This is a genomic window from Amycolatopsis sp. NPDC089917, assembly GCF_040684635.1.
Taxonomy (GTDB): Bacteria; Actinomycetota; Actinomycetes; order Mycobacteriales; family Pseudonocardiaceae; genus Amycolatopsis.
Genome location: NZ_JBFBGL010000022.1, coordinates 21,933 through 38,867, shown reverse-complemented (window position 1 = coordinate 38,867; position 16,935 = coordinate 21,933). Strand labels below are relative to the sequence as shown.

Annotated in this window: 14 protein-coding genes; 6 read left to right on the top strand and 8 right to left on the bottom strand. The window is 69.6% G+C overall.

Annotation, left to right across the window (positions count from 1 at the left end):
• Positions 1–13: 13 nt before the first annotated feature.
• Positions 14–976, bottom strand: coding sequence for a hypothetical protein (locus tag AB0N89_RS18015; protein ID WP_364205676.1), 963 nt, complete (start codon positions 974–976; stop codon positions 14–16).
• A gap of 480 nt (positions 977–1,456) precedes the next feature.
• Between AB0N89_RS18015 and AB0N89_RS18010 the strand changes: the two genes are divergently transcribed.
• Both AB0N89_RS18010 and AB0N89_RS18005 read left to right on the top strand, forming a co-directional pair.
• A complete protein-coding gene (locus AB0N89_RS18010) occupies positions 1,457–2,176 on the top strand; it encodes a trypsin-like serine protease (RefSeq protein WP_364205674.1) in 720 nt (239 codons plus the stop codon).
• Between the two features lie 202 nt (positions 2,177–2,378).
• Positions 2,379–3,137 carry a trypsin-like serine protease gene (locus AB0N89_RS18005; protein WP_364205672.1) on the top strand — a complete coding sequence of 253 codons (759 nt, stop codon included), beginning with the start codon at positions 2,379–2,381 and terminating at the stop codon, positions 3,135–3,137.
• Between the two features lie 60 nt (positions 3,138–3,197).
• On the opposite strand, the gene AB0N89_RS18000 is transcribed toward AB0N89_RS18005, so the two are convergent.
• The 4 genes from AB0N89_RS18000 to AB0N89_RS17985 all read right to left on the bottom strand — a co-directional run bounded on the left by AB0N89_RS18000 (position 3,198) and on the right by AB0N89_RS17985 (position 8,677).
• Positions 3,198–3,455, bottom strand: a complete 258-nt coding sequence (locus AB0N89_RS18000; RefSeq protein ID WP_364205671.1) for a hypothetical protein — start codon at positions 3,453–3,455, stop codon at positions 3,198–3,200.
• A 17-nt stretch (positions 3,456–3,472) separates the two neighbouring features.
• Positions 3,473–4,363 (bottom strand): diiron oxygenase, encoded by an 891-nt coding sequence (locus AB0N89_RS17995; RefSeq protein WP_364205669.1) that lies wholly within the window; start codon positions 4,361–4,363, stop codon positions 3,473–3,475.
• Entirely contained in the window at positions 4,360–4,977 is a 618-nt protein-coding gene (locus AB0N89_RS17990; protein WP_364205668.1) for a TetR/AcrR family transcriptional regulator, read from the bottom strand. The genes AB0N89_RS17995 and AB0N89_RS17990 overlap by 4 nt, the downstream gene beginning before the upstream one ends.
• 115 nt (positions 4,978–5,092) lie before the next feature.
• The gene (locus tag AB0N89_RS17985) at positions 5,093–8,677 is read right to left on the bottom strand and encodes a discoidin domain-containing protein (protein ID WP_364205666.1); all 3,585 of its coding nucleotides are present in this window, start codon (positions 8,675–8,677) and stop codon (positions 5,093–5,095) included.
• A gap of 257 nt (positions 8,678–8,934) precedes the next feature.
• Here AB0N89_RS17985 and AB0N89_RS17980 point away from each other — a divergent pair, with 257 nt between their 5' ends.
• Both AB0N89_RS17980 and AB0N89_RS17975 read left to right on the top strand, forming a co-directional pair.
• Positions 8,935–10,830, top strand: a complete 1,896-nt coding sequence (locus tag AB0N89_RS17980) for a translation factor GTPase family protein (protein ID WP_364205664.1) — start codon at positions 8,935–8,937, stop codon at positions 10,828–10,830.
• A gap of 84 nt (positions 10,831–10,914) precedes the next feature.
• A complete protein-coding gene (locus AB0N89_RS17975) occupies positions 10,915–11,658 on the top strand; it encodes a GAF and ANTAR domain-containing protein (RefSeq protein ID WP_364205662.1) in 744 nt (247 codons plus the stop codon).
• Here AB0N89_RS17975 and AB0N89_RS17970 read toward each other — a convergent pair.
• Both AB0N89_RS17970 and AB0N89_RS17965 read right to left on the bottom strand, forming a co-directional pair.
• Entirely contained in the window at positions 11,655–12,794 is a 1,140-nt protein-coding gene (locus tag AB0N89_RS17970; RefSeq protein ID WP_364205660.1) for a Gfo/Idh/MocA family oxidoreductase, read from the bottom strand. The genes AB0N89_RS17975 and AB0N89_RS17970 overlap by 4 nt on opposite strands.
• A gap of 88 nt (positions 12,795–12,882) precedes the next feature.
• The gene (locus tag AB0N89_RS17965) at positions 12,883–13,254 is read right to left on the bottom strand and encodes a MerR family transcriptional regulator (protein ID WP_364205659.1); all 372 of its coding nucleotides are present in this window, start codon (positions 13,252–13,254) and stop codon (positions 12,883–12,885) included.
• A gap of 64 nt (positions 13,255–13,318) precedes the next feature.
• Between AB0N89_RS17965 and AB0N89_RS17960 the strand changes: the two genes are divergently transcribed.
• Positions 13,319–14,545, top strand: a complete 1,227-nt coding sequence (locus AB0N89_RS17960; protein WP_364205657.1) for an MFS transporter — start codon at positions 13,319–13,321, stop codon at positions 14,543–14,545.
• On the opposite strand, the gene AB0N89_RS17955 is transcribed toward AB0N89_RS17960, so the two are convergent.
• On the bottom strand, positions 14,466–15,362 hold the full coding sequence (locus AB0N89_RS17955) for a LysR family transcriptional regulator (RefSeq protein WP_364205655.1): 897 nt from the start codon (positions 15,360–15,362) through the stop codon (positions 14,466–14,468). The two genes, AB0N89_RS17960 and AB0N89_RS17955, sit on opposite strands and share 80 nt — an antisense overlap.
• An 87-nt stretch (positions 15,363–15,449) precedes the next feature.
• On the opposite strand from AB0N89_RS17955, the gene AB0N89_RS17950 reads away from it, so the two are divergent.
• A complete protein-coding gene (locus AB0N89_RS17950; protein WP_364205653.1) occupies positions 15,450–16,778 on the top strand; it encodes an aspartate aminotransferase family protein in 1,329 nt (442 codons plus the stop codon).
• Positions 16,779–16,935 lie beyond the last annotated feature (157 nt).

Sequence of the window (16,935 nt, the reverse complement as noted above, 5' to 3'; positions counted from 1 at the left end):
CGTCCACAGTGGACTAAATGCCTGGCCTGCCGGACTCGGCAGGCCAGGTCCAGGCCATCCCCCGGATCCCGGGCGTGACGGCGGTGGCGAAAGTGAGTGACGGCGAGAGCGGGGAGAGCGGCACGTCGGCGACGTCCCGCTCCGGACCCGAGACGTGGTCCAGCCGGTAGGAGTGGCAGCTTTCCGGCAGGGCGCCCGGAGCGAAGTGGATCTCCAGGAGGTGTTCGGGCACGGAGTGGCGGAATCGGCGATCGTAGCGGTCGTCGGGCACGCTGTCGGTGTACTCGAATTCGTATTCGAAGATCGCGGTCTCACCGGGCGCGAGCATCCGGTTCGCCACCAGTTCGCTGACGACGAGCGCCTGGTCGGTGAGCACCTCGGTGCGGCCGGGCACGCAGTAGCGGGTCGCCACCAGCTTCGGCGGGCTTCCCGGCGCGCAGCCGCGCAGGACCACGACCCTGGTCTGGACCGGTTCGTCGGTGGCGCGGACGACCTCCCGCACGCGCAGCCGGGTCAGCGTCCGGTCGGCGCCGACGTGCAAGGACTCGTGCAGGCTCAGCAGGACGACGGAAGGTTCGTCCGCCGACTCGAACGAGTGCAGCACGGAAAGCACCGGTTCCCGCGGATCCCAGAGCCGGTCCCAGCCGACCACGCGGCGTAGCGCGGGACAGTCGTCTTCCGGCCGGTGGAGCAGATCGAGCAACGACTTCGGCGGAAGACCGAGCAATTCCTCCAGCAGGCCGACCGCGCGCAGCGACTCGGGGCGCTCGGGCCGCGTCCGCCCGGTCCGCCAATAACTCAGCGTCGTCGTGCTGATCGACACGCCCGCTCGGGCGAGCCGCTCCTTCACCCTGCCCAGTCCCAGCCCGCTGCGGTCGATGGCCCGCGACAACGCCTTGCTGAAGGGCCCGGTGGCGAGCACGCGCGCCAGTTCCTCATCGGCACACGCACCAGGGGTGACGGCGAACAGCGACATCGGATTCTCGACCTCTATCCCCGAACGGGCTTCCGCGGTGATCTTGACCGTAATTTCGGCCGAAGCGCAATCCGCAGAAAGTACTGTCCTGTTCCGTTGACGCGGATTTCCCTATCCGGCGCACATAATCCCCGGGCGCGAACCTTTCGGCGATGACCGGATTTCGGACAATTCGGAGAAAACAATTCCGTCGGCACGATTTCCCGCCGCCGTGCTCCCACTCCCCGGGCGTGAACGTTCCGGGCTTTCCTCCGCGCCCGCGCCCGGCATACGGAAACGGCGAGGCAGGACGGGGTTCCGTGTGCCCGGCCCAGGGCGGAACGATCCGCGACGCTCATCTCCCTACCTAGGAAGGTATTCCGTCGCTCCCGTTTTCGGACATCTTGGATCGACCCGGCATCGAGCACGTCCGCCGGTTTCCCCATCCCCCTCGCTCATCCACGACCACCAGGCGGCTTTGCCGCCCGATTGTGAGCAACCATGCGAAAACTGGCTTCAGTCGCTCTCGGGATCCTGGCGGCGGCACTCGCGGTGTCCACGCCCGGAATCGCGAACGCTCAGACGGACTCGGGTGTCCAGCCCTCGATCATCGGGGGCGGCACCGCCACGGAGACCTACAGCTTCATGGTCTCGCTCAGCAACGGCTGCGGCGGCAGCCTCGTCGCACCCCAGTGGATCGTGACGGCCAACCACTGCGGCAGCGCGTCGCAGGGCCGGATCGGTTCGACGAACAAGAACTCCGGCGGCGAGGTCGGCAGGATCGACCGCCGGGTCACCAAACCCGGCACGGACCTCACCCTCATGCACCTGTCCACGGCCGCCCGGTCCACCCCGGTCCCGATGGCCACGAGCAACCCGGCGCCGAACACCACCGCACGGCTCCTCGGCTGGGGTTGCACCAGCTGGCCGAGCTGCAGCACGCCGACCACGCTGCGCCAGATCGACCTCCGGGTGCTGGCCAGCAGCTCCTGTTACGCCGGCGGTGGCGGCGCCGGTGACGTCTGCATCTCCGGTGACCGTACGCATTCCGCCTGCCACGGCGACTCCGGCGGACCGGCGGTCGTCGGCACCACCGGACGCTGGACCCTGGTCGGGGAGACGCACGGCCCCGGCGACAACGGCGGCGAATGCGCCACCAGCACCCTCTACACCGGCATCGCCCAGCACCTGAGCTGGATCAAGCAGCAGACCGGTCTCTGAGTACCGAACACGGAAAACGGCACGCCCCGGTCACCGGGGCGTGCCGTTTTCCGTCTATTTTGGACAATCGCGCGCCGCGCAATCCTCCGAAAGAACTGTTCTTTCCCGTTGACCGGCTCGGATCTTTTCGCGGATTTCCCGGGAGACCTCGTCCGAATACGTTTGAAGCGTCCCCCTCCCCTGCGTTTTCCGAGGAGTCCCCATGCGTGAGAACACCGGCAGCGTCGCCCGTGCCATCGCCCTTCTCGCCGGTACCTGTGCCGCGTTCGCGACCCTTGCCGCGGCACCCGCGGCGGCGAGCGCCCCGACCACACCCGGTGCCGCACCGTCGATCATCGGTGGCAGCACCGCCCAGAACCCCGGCTACATCGCGCGGTTCAACGGCCACGCCAACGGCTACACGTTCTTCTGCACCAGCACGCTGATCAGCTCGCGCTGGGTGCTCACCGCGAAGCACTGCCTGTACGACAACAACGGGCAGCGCCTGAAGGACATCGACCTCTACATCGGGTCCAACAGCGCTTCCGGTGGCGTGCACGCCAAGGCTTCGGCGACCTACCTGTACTCGGGCGGCGACCTCGCCCTGATCAAGCTGAACGCCGACGGCGGAAGCACTTTCGCGCGGCTCGCGAGCAGCACGTCCGACGCTCAGGAAGGCGACTCCGCCCGCGTGTACGGCTGGGGCGCGACCCAGGCCGATCACGAAGGCGACCACCAGTCGAAGGTGCTCAAGCAGGCCACGGTCCGCATCTCCGACACGAGCGCCCGGGACAACTACGGCGGCCCGGCGATCGACGCCGACACCCCGAACGGCGCGGTCGCGGGCGGGGACTCCGGCGGTCCGATGATCGACGACGGCGTCCAGGTCGGCGTTTGCTCGACCAGCGACCGGTCCAGCACCACCAGCTACGGCAGCGTCGCGGCGGGCCGTGACTGGATCCGTCAGACCAGCGGGGTCTGACGGCGAGGGCGGGCCGCCTGCCGATCCACGCCGGCGGGCGGCCCGCCCTCGATCGATCTCCTAGCTCCGGGCGAGGACCCGCTTCGCCAGCCAGCCGGCGTAGACGGCCAGGCCGGCGACGCCGGCTTTCCGCGTGGGGCGGGCCGCGATCGCCAGGCCGATGGCGAGTTCGGTGGCGCCGTTGCGGTAGGTCCAGTTGCGGATGTCGTCGGCGAAGGCCATCTTCGTCACGGGTTCGAAGGCGGCGGGGGCGGCGAAGTGGGCGAGCCCGGTCGCGGCGATGCCGAGGCCGAGGACCTTGCCGGTGCGTGCGGACATGGAGTTGCCTTCCTTGTTCAGTCGAGGACGCCGGCACGGCGCCAGAGCCGTCGGCTCGGGCCGCCGATGAGGCCGATTTCGGTGAAGTACTCGACGGCTTTGGCCGCCCACGAAGCCTTCGTGCGACGCCAGTGCGGGTTCGCGTCGGCGACCTGGCGGGCCGCGCGGGGGTCGAGGCCGACGGAGGTGTACGCCTTGGGGTGCAACAGTTCCGACGTCGCGACGTACGCCATCCCCGCGATCGCCCAGCGGATCAGCTCGCGGCCGATCCGGCCGTGACGGGCCCAGGCGCGGCCCAGTTCGTCCTTGGCGAAGCTGATGTGGCGGGCCTCTTCGATGACGTGGATGCGGGAGATCATCCGGATCATCGGCTGCAGGCTGTCGTCACGCATCATCTCGCGTTGCATGCCGTCGGCCAGCTCCTCGACGTAGATGGCTCCGGCGAACAGCAGCGCGGGACCGCAGACGGCGCCGAACACCTTGCCCGCCCGGTGCGCCGTGCGGCTCGGGCGACGGACGACGCCGCCGCTCTTCTCGATCGAGCGGGCGAACATGGTGCTGTGACGGCATTCGTCGGCGATCTCGGTGAGCGCGTACTGGGCGTTGTGCGTCGTCGGGTCGCTGTTGTACACGTGGCGCACCAGGCCCTGCATCAGGATCAGCTCGAACCAGATGCCCGACGCCGCCGCGGCCGCGGCCTCCTGACGGCTCAGCTCACCGCGCTGGTCCTCGTCGAGCCGGTCCCACAACTCGGTGCCGTACAGCGAACAGCGTTCCGGCGACTTGCCGTAGGCGCCGTCGACCAGCGGCGCCAGCCAGTCGACGTCGACGTCCGGGTCGTAGGAAAGCCGTGCGGAGGAGCGCTGCAGGCGCTCGGCGACGCGTTCGCTTTCGGTGTTCGCGGTCATGACGACCTCCTCGGATCCGTGCTTTCAGAGCCGCCCAGCGCGCGCAGCGTGAACGTGACCAGATGCGCGATCGTGTCCGGGCCGCCGTCCCCGGCCAGGGGGCCGACCAGCGTTTCCGCCCCCGCTCCGACCAGCGCCGCGGCGGTCGCTTCCGCGTCCTGCGGGGGCAGCAGGCCCCTCGCGACGCCGTCGGCGATGGCGTGAGCGATGACTTCGCGGAAGGCGCGGCGGAAGACCAGCCGTTCGGCCTCCACCACGGCGTCGACCGGTTCGGCCAGCAGCGCGTACGCGAGTCGCGGCGCCTTCAAGGCCCGGCCCGCGAAGGTCTCGATCACCCTGACCACGCGCTCGCGGACGTCGCCCTGCGCCGCGGCCGCTTCGACACTGGCGACCTCGCGGGAGACGACCTCGCGGAAGACCTCGACGACCAGGTCGGCCTTGGACGGGAATTGCCGGTACACGCTGCCGGTGCCCACGCCCGCCCGCGCCGCGACCGCGGCCATCGAGCAACCCGCGTAGCCGGTCTCGGCCAGGAGCGCGACGGCCGCGGCCAGGATCTCGCCTCGCTGCGAGTCCAGCCTGGCCTGCGTCTTCTCGGTACGTCGGTACGGCACGCAAGGAGTGAAGCACGGATTCCGCACTTCAGCAACGATCTTTCGCCGGAAGTCCGTGAAGGACTCCTTGAGGGACCCTGGGTCCCTCAAGGAGTCCTTCACGGACCGGGCTGCGCTAGTTGCGAGTGAGGGTGAAGGTGCTCGTCGTGTTCCGGATGTCCTGGGCGTTGTCGCTCAGGGTGAGCCCGGTGAACGTCGCCGCGCCGACGGCCGGGCCCTGCCCCGGTTCCGGCAGCTCGTTGACCCAGATCCCGATCCCCGACTTCGCGTCGAACTCGTCGCCGCTGCGCCGCGCGCCGGTGATCGACACGTTCGCCAGCACCGTGTCCTCGACCGGGTTCTCCGGACGGCCGCCGGTGTACTTGGTCTGGAACATGATGCCGCTGTACGTCGGGCTCTGGATGTCCACATCGGACACCCGGATGCCCCGGAACTCCTTGGAGGCGGAGAACATCCAGAGCGCGGGGAACGTCTGCTGCCCCCAGAAATGGCCGCCGGCGCGGACCAGCGAGACATTCTGGACGGTCGTCGGCTGCGGGCCGAACCCGAGGAACGGGTAGCCGAAGTCGAGCGAGCTGATCGTGATCCCCGAGTACGTCAGCGTGTCGGCGATGTACAGGTTCCGGAAGGTGTTGCCGTACCCGCCGTAGATCGCGAGCCCGGCCGCCCGCCACGGGAGCAGCACGGTCAGGTTCTCGAACACGTTGTCGTACTGGTTGCCCGCGTTGAGGTCCGTGGCGGCGAACAGCGCGAAGCTGTCGTCACCGGTCGAGCGGGCCTCGTTGTCGGTGACCCGGTTCCCCGTGCTGCCGTTGGTGAAGTTGACGCCGTCGGCGAACGTGTCGCGGATCCGCGAGTTCTTGACCGTGCTGTTGTCCACATTGGTCGCCCAGAGCAGGCACATCTGGTGCTCCACCCAGATGTCGTCGATGGTCATGTCCGAGACGTTCGTGAAGTCGAAGACCTTCCCCGGCCCGTCGTTGCGGGAGGTGTAGTTCCCGAATACCGCGAACCCGCCGAACGTCGAACCGCTCGCGCTCGCCTGCGCGCCGAAGCCGATGTCGGTGTTCTCCTGCCCGGCGGGCGCGGTGAACTTCGTGAACCACGGCCCGGCGCCGAGCACGGTGACCGGCTTGCCGTACACGGTGACCTTGTTCGTCATCGGGTACTGCCCCGGAGGCAGGAAGACGCCGGTGAGGTTCGGATCCTGGCGGACCTTGTCCAGCGCGGCCTGCACGTCCTGCTGCGTGAACCCGGCCGGGACGGCGTAGCGCGCCGGGTCGGGGTTCGCGGTCACCGTGGCGAGCTCGAAGTTCACGAAGTCGATCGCGTAGTTCAGGCCGTTGCCCGCGTCCTTCTGCAGTTTGATCCTGTGCCCGGCGGGCACGGTGGTGCCGAGCAGCATGCTGGCCTCGTCGTAGACGTGCCGCGCCGGACCGGCTCCCGGTGAGTTCTGCGGCGAGGCTTCGGGGCCGTAAAGCCAGGCGTGGCGCGAAGTGAGGTCGATGGCTTTGAGGAACGTGCCGTCGACGTAGACGTTCAGCGTCGAGTTCTGCCCGCCACCACCGGCGGCGTCCGGCATGGAGAACCGGGTCACCAGGGTGTTCGTCGCCGCGCGGGTGGTGAATTCGACCGAAGAGCCGGTCGAGTTCAGCGTGACGGCCTTGCGGCCCGACGCCTCGCCCGCGAGATCGCCGATCTTCCGGTTCGGGCCGATCACGGACGCGCCGCCCGCGACCACGCCGTCCTCGGCCTCGTACAGGTCGTAGGGCATGTTCGCGCCGCGGCCGACGAACAGCGCCTGCGTGCTCGTGTTGTTGGCCTGTTTGGCGGGGAGTTCGTTGGTGTCGTTCGCGACGACCGTCTTCACCGTGTACCGGCCGTTCCCGGCGGTCCAGGTGCCGGCGTTCACCGGCGGCGCGGTGGCCCCGGCCGCGATCGCGCCGGTGTACGCGCCACTGAGTGTCTTGACGACGGCGCCGTTCTGGTCGGTGATCGTCACCGTGACGCCGTGGGCGCCGCCCGCCGAAGCGACCGTGCCCTGGTTGCGCACCGTCGCACTGAAGGTCACTGTGTCGCCCGCCGTCGGGTTGTCCGGCGACCACGCCGTGGCCGCGACGAGGTCGGAACTCTGCACCGGGCTGACGACGAGCGCCGTCGAACCGGTGTAGGAGTTGTTGCCCTCGTCCTGCTCGATGACGGCGTTGGCCTCGTCGACCTTCGCGGTGACCTGGTGGCTGCCCGCCTCCCGGGTGCCGATGTCCGCCGACACCGTCGCCGACGCTCCGGCCGCGAGCGCGCCGACCTGGGCCGTGCCGACCTTCGCCGTGCCCAGGTAGAGGTTGACGTCCGTCGCGCCCGAAGCCGCGGTCCCGCCGTTGCGGACGGTCGCCGACACGGTGATCGCGTCGGTCTCCACCGGATTCCGCGGCGACCAGGACACACCCGAGACCGTCAGGTCGGGGTTCGGCGCGGGGACGCCGAAGACCTGGAACTCCGCCGCCTGACCGCCGGGAGCGCCGGAGTTGGCGGTGATCCGCAGGCGGACGTCGGCGGCGCGCCCGCTGACCGGGATCGTCACGGTGTTGCCGCTCGACGGAGTGAAGGTGTACGTCTGCGCGGGCGCCAGCGCGGTGAACGCCGTCGCGCCCTGGTCACGTCCTTCGACGGCGATCGCCTGCGTCCGCTGTCCCCAAGCGGGATCGGGGTTGAGCTTGACCACGACGCGGTCCAGCTCGGCGTTGGACCCGAGCGCCACGGTCAGCAGATTCGAGTACGCCGCGCCCTCCCAATAGGTGGTCACGGAGTCGTCGTTCGCGTTGGCCGCGACGTAGGTGTGCTGGACCGAGGACGCCGTGATCTGCTTGCCCAGCGCAAGATTCGTCCCGGCCCGCGTGCCGGCCCGGGTCACGGTGCCACTGCTGGGCGACTGGTTGCCCGCCGCGTCGCGGGCGCGGACGGAGTACGCGACGGTCGCGCTTTCCGGCTGGTCGTCGGTGTAGGTCAGGACGTCCCCGGCGACGCTGCCGCGAAGCTGCCCGTTGGCGTAGACGTCGTAGCCCGCGACGCCGGTGTTGTCGGCCGACGCCGACCAGCTGAGCCGGATCACGCCGCTCGAAGGTTCGGTATAAGTGAGATTCCCCGGCGCGGACGGCGGCTGCGTGTCCCCGCCCGCCGGACCGTGCACCTCGAACCCGGAGAGCTGGGCGGCGGGCCAGCCGGTGTTGGCGGTGATGTTCAGCCGCACGAAACGGGTGTTCCCGGTGACGTCGAGGGCGACCGTGTTGCCGGTCGCCGGGTCGAACCGGTGGACGGCCGACGGCACGAGATCGCTGAAACCCGTGCCGTTCGCGCTGCCCTGCACCGAGAAGGTCTGGGTGCGGGCTTCCCAGCCCGGCGGCAATTTCAGCACGAGCCGGGCGATGTCCGTGGCCGCGCCGAGATCGGCCTGGACCCACTGCGGGAACTGGTTGTTCGCGCTTTCCCAGTAGGTGGCCTGGTCGCCGTCCCCGACGTTGGACGCCGCGTAGCCGGCCAGCTGACTACTGGCGGTGTACGTCGCGTCGGCGGCTTCGACGGCGGCGGGGGTCACGGAGGCGGCTGGGGCCGGGGGCTCGCTCGCCGCGATGGCGGGCGGAGCCAGAAGGAGGGACAAGGCGGCGTACGTCATCGCGCGCGACAGAAGGCGCTTCGTTCTCATGACATTCCTCTGCTCCGGTGCGGGGACTGAGCGGGATCTTCCTGACTCTTGTCATGTTCTTGCGCTGAAATGTCCAAGAATTACAGCCGATGGCGCGCGTCAAGTCAACGCCCGGCCTTAAATCGCGTGACCGGCCGGAAACACGCTGCTAACGTCCGGCCGTCCAGGTGCTACCCGAGAGAAGGAGAACGGCGTGCGCCGAGCTGTCGAGTTCCCCAGTCGTACGGACCTTTCGACAGCCCTGGAGCCGTTCATCCATGACGTACCTGAACATCGGGATCCTCGCCCATGTCGACGCCGGTAAGACGAGCCTGACGGAGCGCCTGCTCCATCACACCGGTGCCATCGGCACCCTCGGCCGCGTCGACGCCGGGGACACCCGCACCGACACGATGGAGCTGGAACGCCGTCGCGGCATCACCATCCGCTCGGCCGTCGTGTCCTTCCGCGTCGACGACCTGCGCGTCAACCTGATCGACACGCCCGGCCACCCGGACTTCATCGCCGAGGTCGAGCGCGCGTTGCGGGTGCTCGACGGCGTCGTCCTCGTCGTTTCCGCCGTCGAGGGGGTGCAGGCGCAGACCCGCGTGCTCATGCGCGCGCTCGCGCGGCTGCGGATCCCCGTGCTGGTCTTCGCCAACAAGATCGACCGGGCGGGCGCACGCGACGACAGCCTCCTCGCCGATCTCACCGGACGCCTCGGCATCGCCTGCGTGCCGCTGTCCGAAGTCGACGGCGTCGGCACGGCGGACGCGAAGGTCCGGCCACGCGCGGTCTCGCCGTCGCCCTGGCTGGCCGAGCAGCTCGCCGAGCACAGCGATGCCTTCCTCGCCGCGTACCTCGAAGACACCGTGACGCCCGAGGACTACCGCGCCGAGATCGTCCGCCAGACCCGGCTCGGCGTCGTCTCGCCCGTCTTCTTCGGTTCCGCGCGCAGCGGCGAGGGAATCGGCGAACTGACCGCCGGCATCCGCGAATTCCTTGCCGGAGCGGGAAAACCGGCGCCGGACGACCGGTTGCGCGCCTCGGTGTTCAAGATCGAACGCGGCCGCGCGCACGAAAAGATCGCCTACCTCCGCGTGTTCTCCGGCGAGATCGGCGCACGGGACCACGTCGAGTTCCACCGCCGCGGCCCGGGCGGGCTCGTCACGACGGAGGCGAAAGTGAGCGCGGTACGCGTCTTCGAACTCGGCGACGACACCGTCGAGGGGCGAGCGAGGGCCGGGCAGATCGCCAAGGTCACCGGGCTCAAGGAGATCCGGATCGGTGACCACGTCGGCGTCCCCGATGCCGAGGGCGCCTCCACCCAGTTCCCGCCGCCCGCGCTGGAAACCGTGGTCAGTCCCACGCGCCCCGCGCAGACGCCGTCGGTGTTCGCCGCGCTGCAGGAGCTGGCGGAACAGGATCCGCTGATCACCGTCCGGCAGGACGACGAGACGCGGCAGATCTCGGTGCGCCTCTACGGCGAGGTGCAGAAGGAGATCATCGCGGAGACCCTGGCCGCGCAGCACGGCCTGGACGTCGGGTTCAGCCTCACCCGGCCGGTCTGCGTCGACCGGCTGACCGGCGCAGGGTCGTCGGTGTGGCTCATCACGGAGAGGCGGAATCCGCACTACGCGACGCTCGGGCTGCGGGTCGAGCCCGGCGCGCCGGGCTCGGGGCTGACGTTCGGCCTCGACGTCGAACTCGGATCCCTCCCGCTCGCCTTCCACAAGGCCATCGAGGAGACCGTGGACGCGACGCTGCGGCGGGGTCCGGCCGGCCGTGAGGTGATCGACTGCGTGGTGACCGTCACCCACACCGGCTATTTCAGCCCGGTCAGCGCGGCGGGCGACTTCCGCAAGGTCGCGCCGCTCGTGCTGGAGGAAGCGCTCCGCGAGGCCGGGACCGAGGTGCTCGAACCCGTGAGCCGGATCGAGGTGGAACTGCCCGCCGACTCGGTGACCACGACGCTCTCCAAGCTGGTCGAATGCGGTGGGACCGTCACCGGCTCGGGGGCGCGCGGCGACCGGGCCGAACTGACGGGCGTGCTGCCCACGGGCCAGGTCGCCCGGTTCGAGCAGCAGCTGCCCGGGGTCACCCGCGGTGAGGGGTCGATGACCGCCGAACCGGCGGGTCACCAGCCGGTTCCCCCGAACCGGTCAGTGTCTTGACGACGTCTTGGCGAACGACGGCGCGTCCGGGGCGAGTATTTTCTGGGGGTCGGCGAAATACGCCGTCCGGCGGAAAGGGACACGATGGATCAGTTTCGCGACACCGCTTCGGCGTTGCGGGAGCTCACGGAGTCGATGCGGCTCGACGAGCCCCGCGACGAGCTGCTGGAACGGGTGGCGAAGAAGGTCGTCGGGCTGCTGCCCGGCGCGGACGCGGCCACGGTCACGCTGTACTCCGACGACGAGCCGAGCACCGTCGCCGCCACCGACGAGTCCCTGCTCCCGCTGGACAAGGCGCAGTACAGCGCGGACGAGGGCCCCTGCCTGAAGGCCGCCGAGAGCGGGACGATCGTCCGGACCCGCCTCGACGTCGACGCCGCCGACCGCTGGCCGGAGTTCGCGACCGCCGCCGAACAGCTCGGCGTGCGGACCGCGCTGGCCTGCCCGCTGTTCGTCCCCGACGGCTCCCACGTCAGGCGGCGGGAAACCGAGCCGCTGTCCGGCGCGCTCAACGTCTGGAGCTTCAAGGAGAACGCCTTCGACCCGGTCGAGGCGGCCCTCGTCGCGATGTTCACCTCGGCGATCTCGGCGATAATCCTCACCGCGTCCCGCTGGGCCGCCGCCGAAAGGCAGGCGGAGACCCTGGTCGCCGCGTTGGAGACCAGGGACGCCATCGCCACCGCGAAGGGAATCGTGATGGCACGTCTGGAACTGAACGCCGAGGAAGCCTTCCGGTGGCTCACCGAGGCGTCCCAGCACACGAACCGCAAGATCCGGGAGATCTCGGTGCTGATCGCCGAGGACCCGGGGACGGTTTTCGGGCGCTAGCCGAGCGAGATCCGGCGGTTCTCGCGTGAGGACTCGAGGCCGGCTTCCGCGAGCCGGATGCCCCGCACCCCTGCCATGAAGTCGTAGGGGTGCGGCGCGTCCTCCACGACGTGACGGATGAACTGCTCCCACTGGGCGCGGAAACCGTTGCCGAAGTCCTCGTTGTCCGGCACTTCCTGCCACTGCGAGCGGTACGCCTGCGTCTCGGCGAGGTCCGGGTTCCACACCGGCTTCGGCGTGGCCTCCCGCGGCTGGATGACGCATTTGTGCAGGCCCGCGACGGCGCTGCCCTTGGTGCCGTCGACCTGGAACTCCACCAGTTCGTCGCGGTGGACCCGCACACACCAGGACGAGTTGAGCTGGGCGATGATCCCGCCTTCGAGCTCGAAGATCGCGTACGCGGAGTCGTCGGCCGTGGCGGCGTACCGCTCGCCCTTCTCGTCGACGCGTTCCGGGATGTGGGTGACGGCCTTCGCGGTCACGGCGTTGACGGCGCCGAAGAGGTTCTCCAGCACGTAGTTCCAGTGGCAGAACATGTCGACGACGATGCCGCCGCCGTCCTCGGCTCGGTAGTTCCAGCTCGGACGCTGCGCGGCCTGCCAGTCACCCTCGAAGACCCAGTAGCCGAACTCGCCGCGCACGGAGAGGATCTGGCCGAAGAAGCCGCTGTCGATCAGCCGCTTCAGCTTGAGCAGACCGGGCAGATACAGCTTGTCGTGGATGACGCCGTTCTTGACTCCGGCGGCCTCCGCGTGCCGGGCCAGCGCGAGCGCGCCTTCGACCGACTCCGCGACCGGCTTCTCGGTGTAGATGTGCTTGCCCGCGTCGATGGCGCGGACGATCGACTTCTCCCGGACGGCGGTCAGCTGCGCGTCGAAGTAGAGCGGGAGATCGTCGTCGCCGAGGGCGGCGTCGAGGTCGGTGGTCCAGCGGGTCAGCCCGTGCCGCGTGGCGATCTCTTCGAGCTTGTCCGCGTTGCGCCCCACCAGGACCGGCTCCAGCTGGACCCGTGATCCGTCGGACAGTTCGACCCCGCCCGCCTCCCTGATCGCCAGGACCGAGCGCACCAGGTGCTGCCGATAGCCCATCCGCCCGGTGACGCCGTTCATCACGACGCCGAGTTTCCGCGTGATCATCCGTTCTCCTTTGAAAGCGCTTTCCTGCCCTCATCCTGAAAGCGCTTTCTCGTACTGTCAAGCCCGGTGCGAGGAATGTCCCTCCGGCTCAGGACGCCGGGTCGTAGGCTCGGACGGCGTCGAGGTACTCCGTGATGGCGTCCCGGTTGCGCAGCAGGCATTCCGCGCGCCTGGTCATGCGGTCGCGCTCGGCCTCCAGGGTTTCCAGCATCTCGCTGGTCGCGTCCGGGAAGTAGATCTGCCGGGGTTTGTCCAGGCACGGCAGGATCTGCTTGATGATCCGGGTCGGCAGCCCGGCGTCGAGCAGCCCGCGGACCTGGATGACCCTGTCGACGGACGGCTCGTCGTAGTCGCGGTAGCCGTTGGCCCGCCGCCGCGAGATGATGAGCCCCTGCTCCTCGTAGTAACGCAGCAACCGTCGCGACGTCCCCGTCCGCTCCGACAGCTCCCCGATCCGCATGTGCGCCACCTCACCCCGGCCGACTTGACCTTCACATCTATGTGATGGTTCGAGCATACGGATCATGACTCCGAAACTCCCCCTCGGCGCACTCCTCGCGCTGACCACGGCGGCGTTCGTCACCGTCCTCACCGAGGCACTGCCCGCGGGCGTGCTGCCCGCGATGAGCGCCGGTCTCGGCGTCGGCGAAGCGGCGACCGGCCAGCTGGTGACGGTGTACGCGATCGGCACCGCCCTGACCGCGATCCCGCTGTCCGCCGCGACCGCGGGCTGGCGCCGCAAACGCTTGCTCCTGGCCGGAGTGGCCGGTTTCGCCGTCGCCAACACGGTCACGGCCATGTCCACGAACTACCCGCTGACCCTCGGCGCGCGGTTCGTCGCCGGGATCGCGGCGGGCGTGGTCTGGGCGCTGCTGACCGGGTACGCCCGGCGGCTGGCGCCGGAACCGGTCCAGGGCAAGGCGATCGCCGTCGTGATGACCGGCATCCCGCTCGCGCTCTCACTCGGCATCCCCGCCGGAACGTTCCTGGGCGGCGTCTTCGGCTGGCAGGTGACGTTCGCGATCATGTCCGCGCTCGCGCTCGGCCTGCTCGGCTGGATCGCGCTGGCCGTCCCCGACTTCCCGGGACAGGACAAGGGCGGCAGGCTTCCGGTGCGCAAGACCCTCGCCGTCCCCGGTGTCGCCGCGGTCCTGTTCGTGACGCTGACCTTCGTGCTCGCGCACAACATCCTCTACACCTACATCGCCACCTTCCTCGGGCACGTCGCGATGGGCGGTTCGGTCGACCGGATCCTGCTGGTGTTCGGGGTGGCGTCGATGGTCAGCATCTGGTTCGTCGGCGTGCTCATCGACCGGCGGCTGCGCCCGCTGACCGTCGCGGGCACCCTTCTCGTGGCGCTCGGAGCGACGATCTTGGCTCTGCTGGGAGAGAATCCGGCGCTGGTCTACGTCGCGGTGACGCTGTGGGGGCTCGGCTGGGGCGGCGTCCCGACGTTGCTCCAGACCGCCGCCGCGCAGGCGGGCGACAAGGGCGGCGCCGCGGACATCGCGCAGGCCATGCTGGTCACCCTGTGGAACGCGGCGATGGCGGGCGGCGGGATCGCCGGTGGCGTCCTCCTCGACGGTTTCGGCGCCGAGGCGTTCCCCTGGAGCGTCCTGGTGCTGCTCGCGCCGACGCTGGCCGTGGTGCTGGTGGCGCGGCGGCACGGGTTCACAGCGGCAGTTCGGGATGACTCCGGATCGCTTCGAGCACCAGGTCGACAGCGGCGCGAGGCGCGGACCCGCGCCTGATCGCGGCGGTGATGGACCGGTTGACCGGCGTCGCGAGCTCGCGGGTGGCGACACGGTAGCGCTTGTCGACGGCGAGGCCGGGCAGGAGCGCGATCGCGAGCCCGGCTTCGACGTGCTGCAAGGTCATCATGTAGTTGCTGAACCGCGCGACCACGCGCGGCTCGAAGCCCGCCTCGCGGCAGAGCCGGGTGGCGAGGTTCGCCATGTACGACTGGGGGATGTCGAACGCCCAGGGTTCGCTCGCGTAGGCGGCGAGGTCGGCGGGACCCCGGCCTGCGGCCGGATGGCCGGGCGGGACGACGAGCACGATCGGGTCGGTCGCGAGCGGCACGAGGTCGACGTCCGGCCCGAGAGGCTGTTCGACGAAGTCCGTGGTGGTGACGATGACGTCGGCGTCGCCGACGCGGAGCGCGGGCATGCTCACGTGCGGTTCGAGTTCGAGAAGTTCGATGTCCAGCTGCGGATGCGAGCGGGCCAGCCGGGTCACCGCGGGGACGGCGATGGTGTGGATCGCGCTCTGGAAGGCGCCGAGGCGGACAAGGCCCGCGGGCGCTTCGCCGAGAGCGCGCAACTCGGCCTCGACGGTGTCCATGTGGTCGAGGATCGCCCGCGCGCGGCGCGCCAGCATCAGCCCGGCGGGGGTCAGCCGGACGCGGCGGCCGGTGCGTTCCAGCAGCTGGGTGCGGGTTTCGGCTTCGAGGACCGCGAGCTGCTGGGACACGCTCGACGCGCTCATGTTGGCCGCCTTCGCGACCGCGCGGACGGTGCCGAGCGTGTCCAGCCGGCTCAGCAGGCCGAGCCTCCAAGGGTTGAGCATGAGGTCCATTGTTGTACGGATCAGCCGAACAGCACAGCCGGAATTGTGAGCTGGACGTGTCACTCGGATCCGCTTTACCGTCGAAGCATGGCTGCTCCGACCACCGAACTGTCCACCACCGACCGTTTCTGGGCCGACGCCGACCGGCACCTCGTGCGCTACGCCGGGGCCGGCGACTTCACCCGCGAGATCATCGACCACGCCGCCGGGAGCTATCTGTTCACCGAGTCCGGACGGCGGATCCTCGACTTCACGTCCGGGCAGATGAGCGCGATCCTCGGGCATTCGCATCCCGAGATCGTCGAGACCGTCCGGCGGCAGATCGGCTCGCTCGACCACTTGTTCAGCGGGATGCTGAGCCGCCCCGTCGTCGACCTCGCCCGGCGGCTGGCCGAGACTTTGCCGTCACCGCTGGAAAAGACACTCTTGCTGACCACCGGCGCGGAGTCGAACGAGGCCGCGATCCGGATGGCGAAGCTGGTGACGGGCAAGCACGAGATCGTGTCGTTCGCCCGGTCGTGGCACGGGATGACGCAGGCGGCGGCGAACGCGACCTACAGCGCGGGCCGCAAGGGTTACGGCCCGACCGCGCCGGGCAACTTCGCCATCCCCGCGCCGAACTCCTATCGTCCGGACTTCCTGACGGCGGAAGGGGAACTGGACTGGCGGCGTCAGCTGGACTTCGGGTTCGAGCTGATCGACGCCCAGTCCGTCGGCAGCCTCGCCGCCTGCATCGTCGAACCGATTCTCAGCTCGGGCGGGATCATCGAACCGCCGGTGGGCTATTTCGCCGCCCTGCAAGAGAAGTGTCGTGAACGCGGGATGCTGCTGATCCTCGACGAGGCGCAGACCGGCTTGTGCCGCACCGGGAACTGGTACGCCTTCGAGCGCGACGGCGTCGTCCCCGACATCCTGACGCTGTCCAAGACGCTCGGCGCGGGGCTGCCGCTGGCGGCGGTGATCACGAGCGCGGAGATCGAGCAGGAGGCGCACGACCGCGGCTACCTGTTCTTCACCACGCACGTCGCGGACCCGCTGGTGGCGGCCGTCGGGAACACCGTGCTCGACGTCCTCACCCGCGACCGCCTCGACGAACGCGCGACCGGACTGGGCGCCTTCCTGCGTCGCGGACTCGACGAGATCGCCGATCGCCATGACGTCGTCGGCGACATCCGCGGCCGGGGCCTGCTGGTCGGCGTGGAACTCGTCGCGGACCGTTCCACGAAGCAGAGCTCCGACGAACTGGGCGCGCGGGTCACGCGGCGTTGTCTCGAACTGGGGCTGCACATGAACATCGTGCAGTTGCCGGGGATGGGCGGGGTTTTCCGGATCGCTCCGCCGTTGACGGCCACCGAGGATGAACTGGCGGAGGGGCTGGGAGTGCTGGAGCAGGCCATCGGGGACGCTGCTAAGTGAGTGGGTACAGGTGGTGGCCGTCGCGCTCGGTCGGGTGCTCCGGACAGGGCTCAACGTCGCGAAAGCCACTTTCGGGACGTCGGGTGTCCTGAAAGTGGCTTTCGCGACACCCGGACCCCGGCAGGCACGCGAGCGGTCGAGCACGACACCTCTGCCT

What these genes read in the sequence shown, in the direction of transcription:
- AB0N89_RS18015 (WP_364205676.1), bottom strand. Translation starts at nt 976, where the DNA reads ATGTCGCTGTTCGCCGTCACCCCTGGTGCGTGTGCCGATGAGGAACTG.
- AB0N89_RS18010 (WP_364205674.1), top strand. Translation starts at nt 1,457, where the DNA reads ATGCGAAAACTGGCTTCAGTCGCTCTCGGGATCCTGGCGGCGGCACTC.
- AB0N89_RS18005 (WP_364205672.1), top strand. Translation starts at nt 2,379, where the DNA reads ATGCGTGAGAACACCGGCAGCGTCGCCCGTGCCATCGCCCTTCTCGCC.
- AB0N89_RS18000 (WP_364205671.1), bottom strand. Translation starts at nt 3,455, where the DNA reads ATGTCCGCACGCACCGGCAAGGTCCTCGGCCTCGGCATCGCCGCGACC.
- AB0N89_RS17995 (WP_364205669.1), bottom strand. Translation starts at nt 4,363, where the DNA reads ATGACCGCGAACACCGAAAGCGAACGCGTCGCCGAGCGCCTGCAGCGC.
- AB0N89_RS17985 (WP_364205666.1), bottom strand. Translation starts at nt 8,677, where the DNA reads ATGAGAACGAAGCGCCTTCTGTCGCGCGCGATGACGTACGCCGCCTTG.
- AB0N89_RS17980 (WP_364205664.1), top strand. Translation starts at nt 8,935, where the DNA reads ATGACGTACCTGAACATCGGGATCCTCGCCCATGTCGACGCCGGTAAG.
- AB0N89_RS17975 (WP_364205662.1), top strand. Translation starts at nt 10,915, where the DNA reads ATGGATCAGTTTCGCGACACCGCTTCGGCGTTGCGGGAGCTCACGGAG.
- AB0N89_RS17970 (WP_364205660.1), bottom strand. Translation starts at nt 12,794, where the DNA reads ATGATCACGCGGAAACTCGGCGTCGTGATGAACGGCGTCACCGGGCGG.
- AB0N89_RS17965 (WP_364205659.1), bottom strand. Translation starts at nt 13,254, where the DNA reads ATGCGGATCGGGGAGCTGTCGGAGCGGACGGGGACGTCGCGACGGTTG.
- AB0N89_RS17960 (WP_364205657.1), top strand. Translation starts at nt 13,319, where the DNA reads ATGACTCCGAAACTCCCCCTCGGCGCACTCCTCGCGCTGACCACGGCG.
- AB0N89_RS17955 (WP_364205655.1), bottom strand. Translation starts at nt 15,362, where the DNA reads ATGCTCAACCCTTGGAGGCTCGGCCTGCTGAGCCGGCTGGACACGCTC.
- AB0N89_RS17950 (WP_364205653.1), top strand. Translation starts at nt 15,450, where the DNA reads ATGGCTGCTCCGACCACCGAACTGTCCACCACCGACCGTTTCTGGGCC.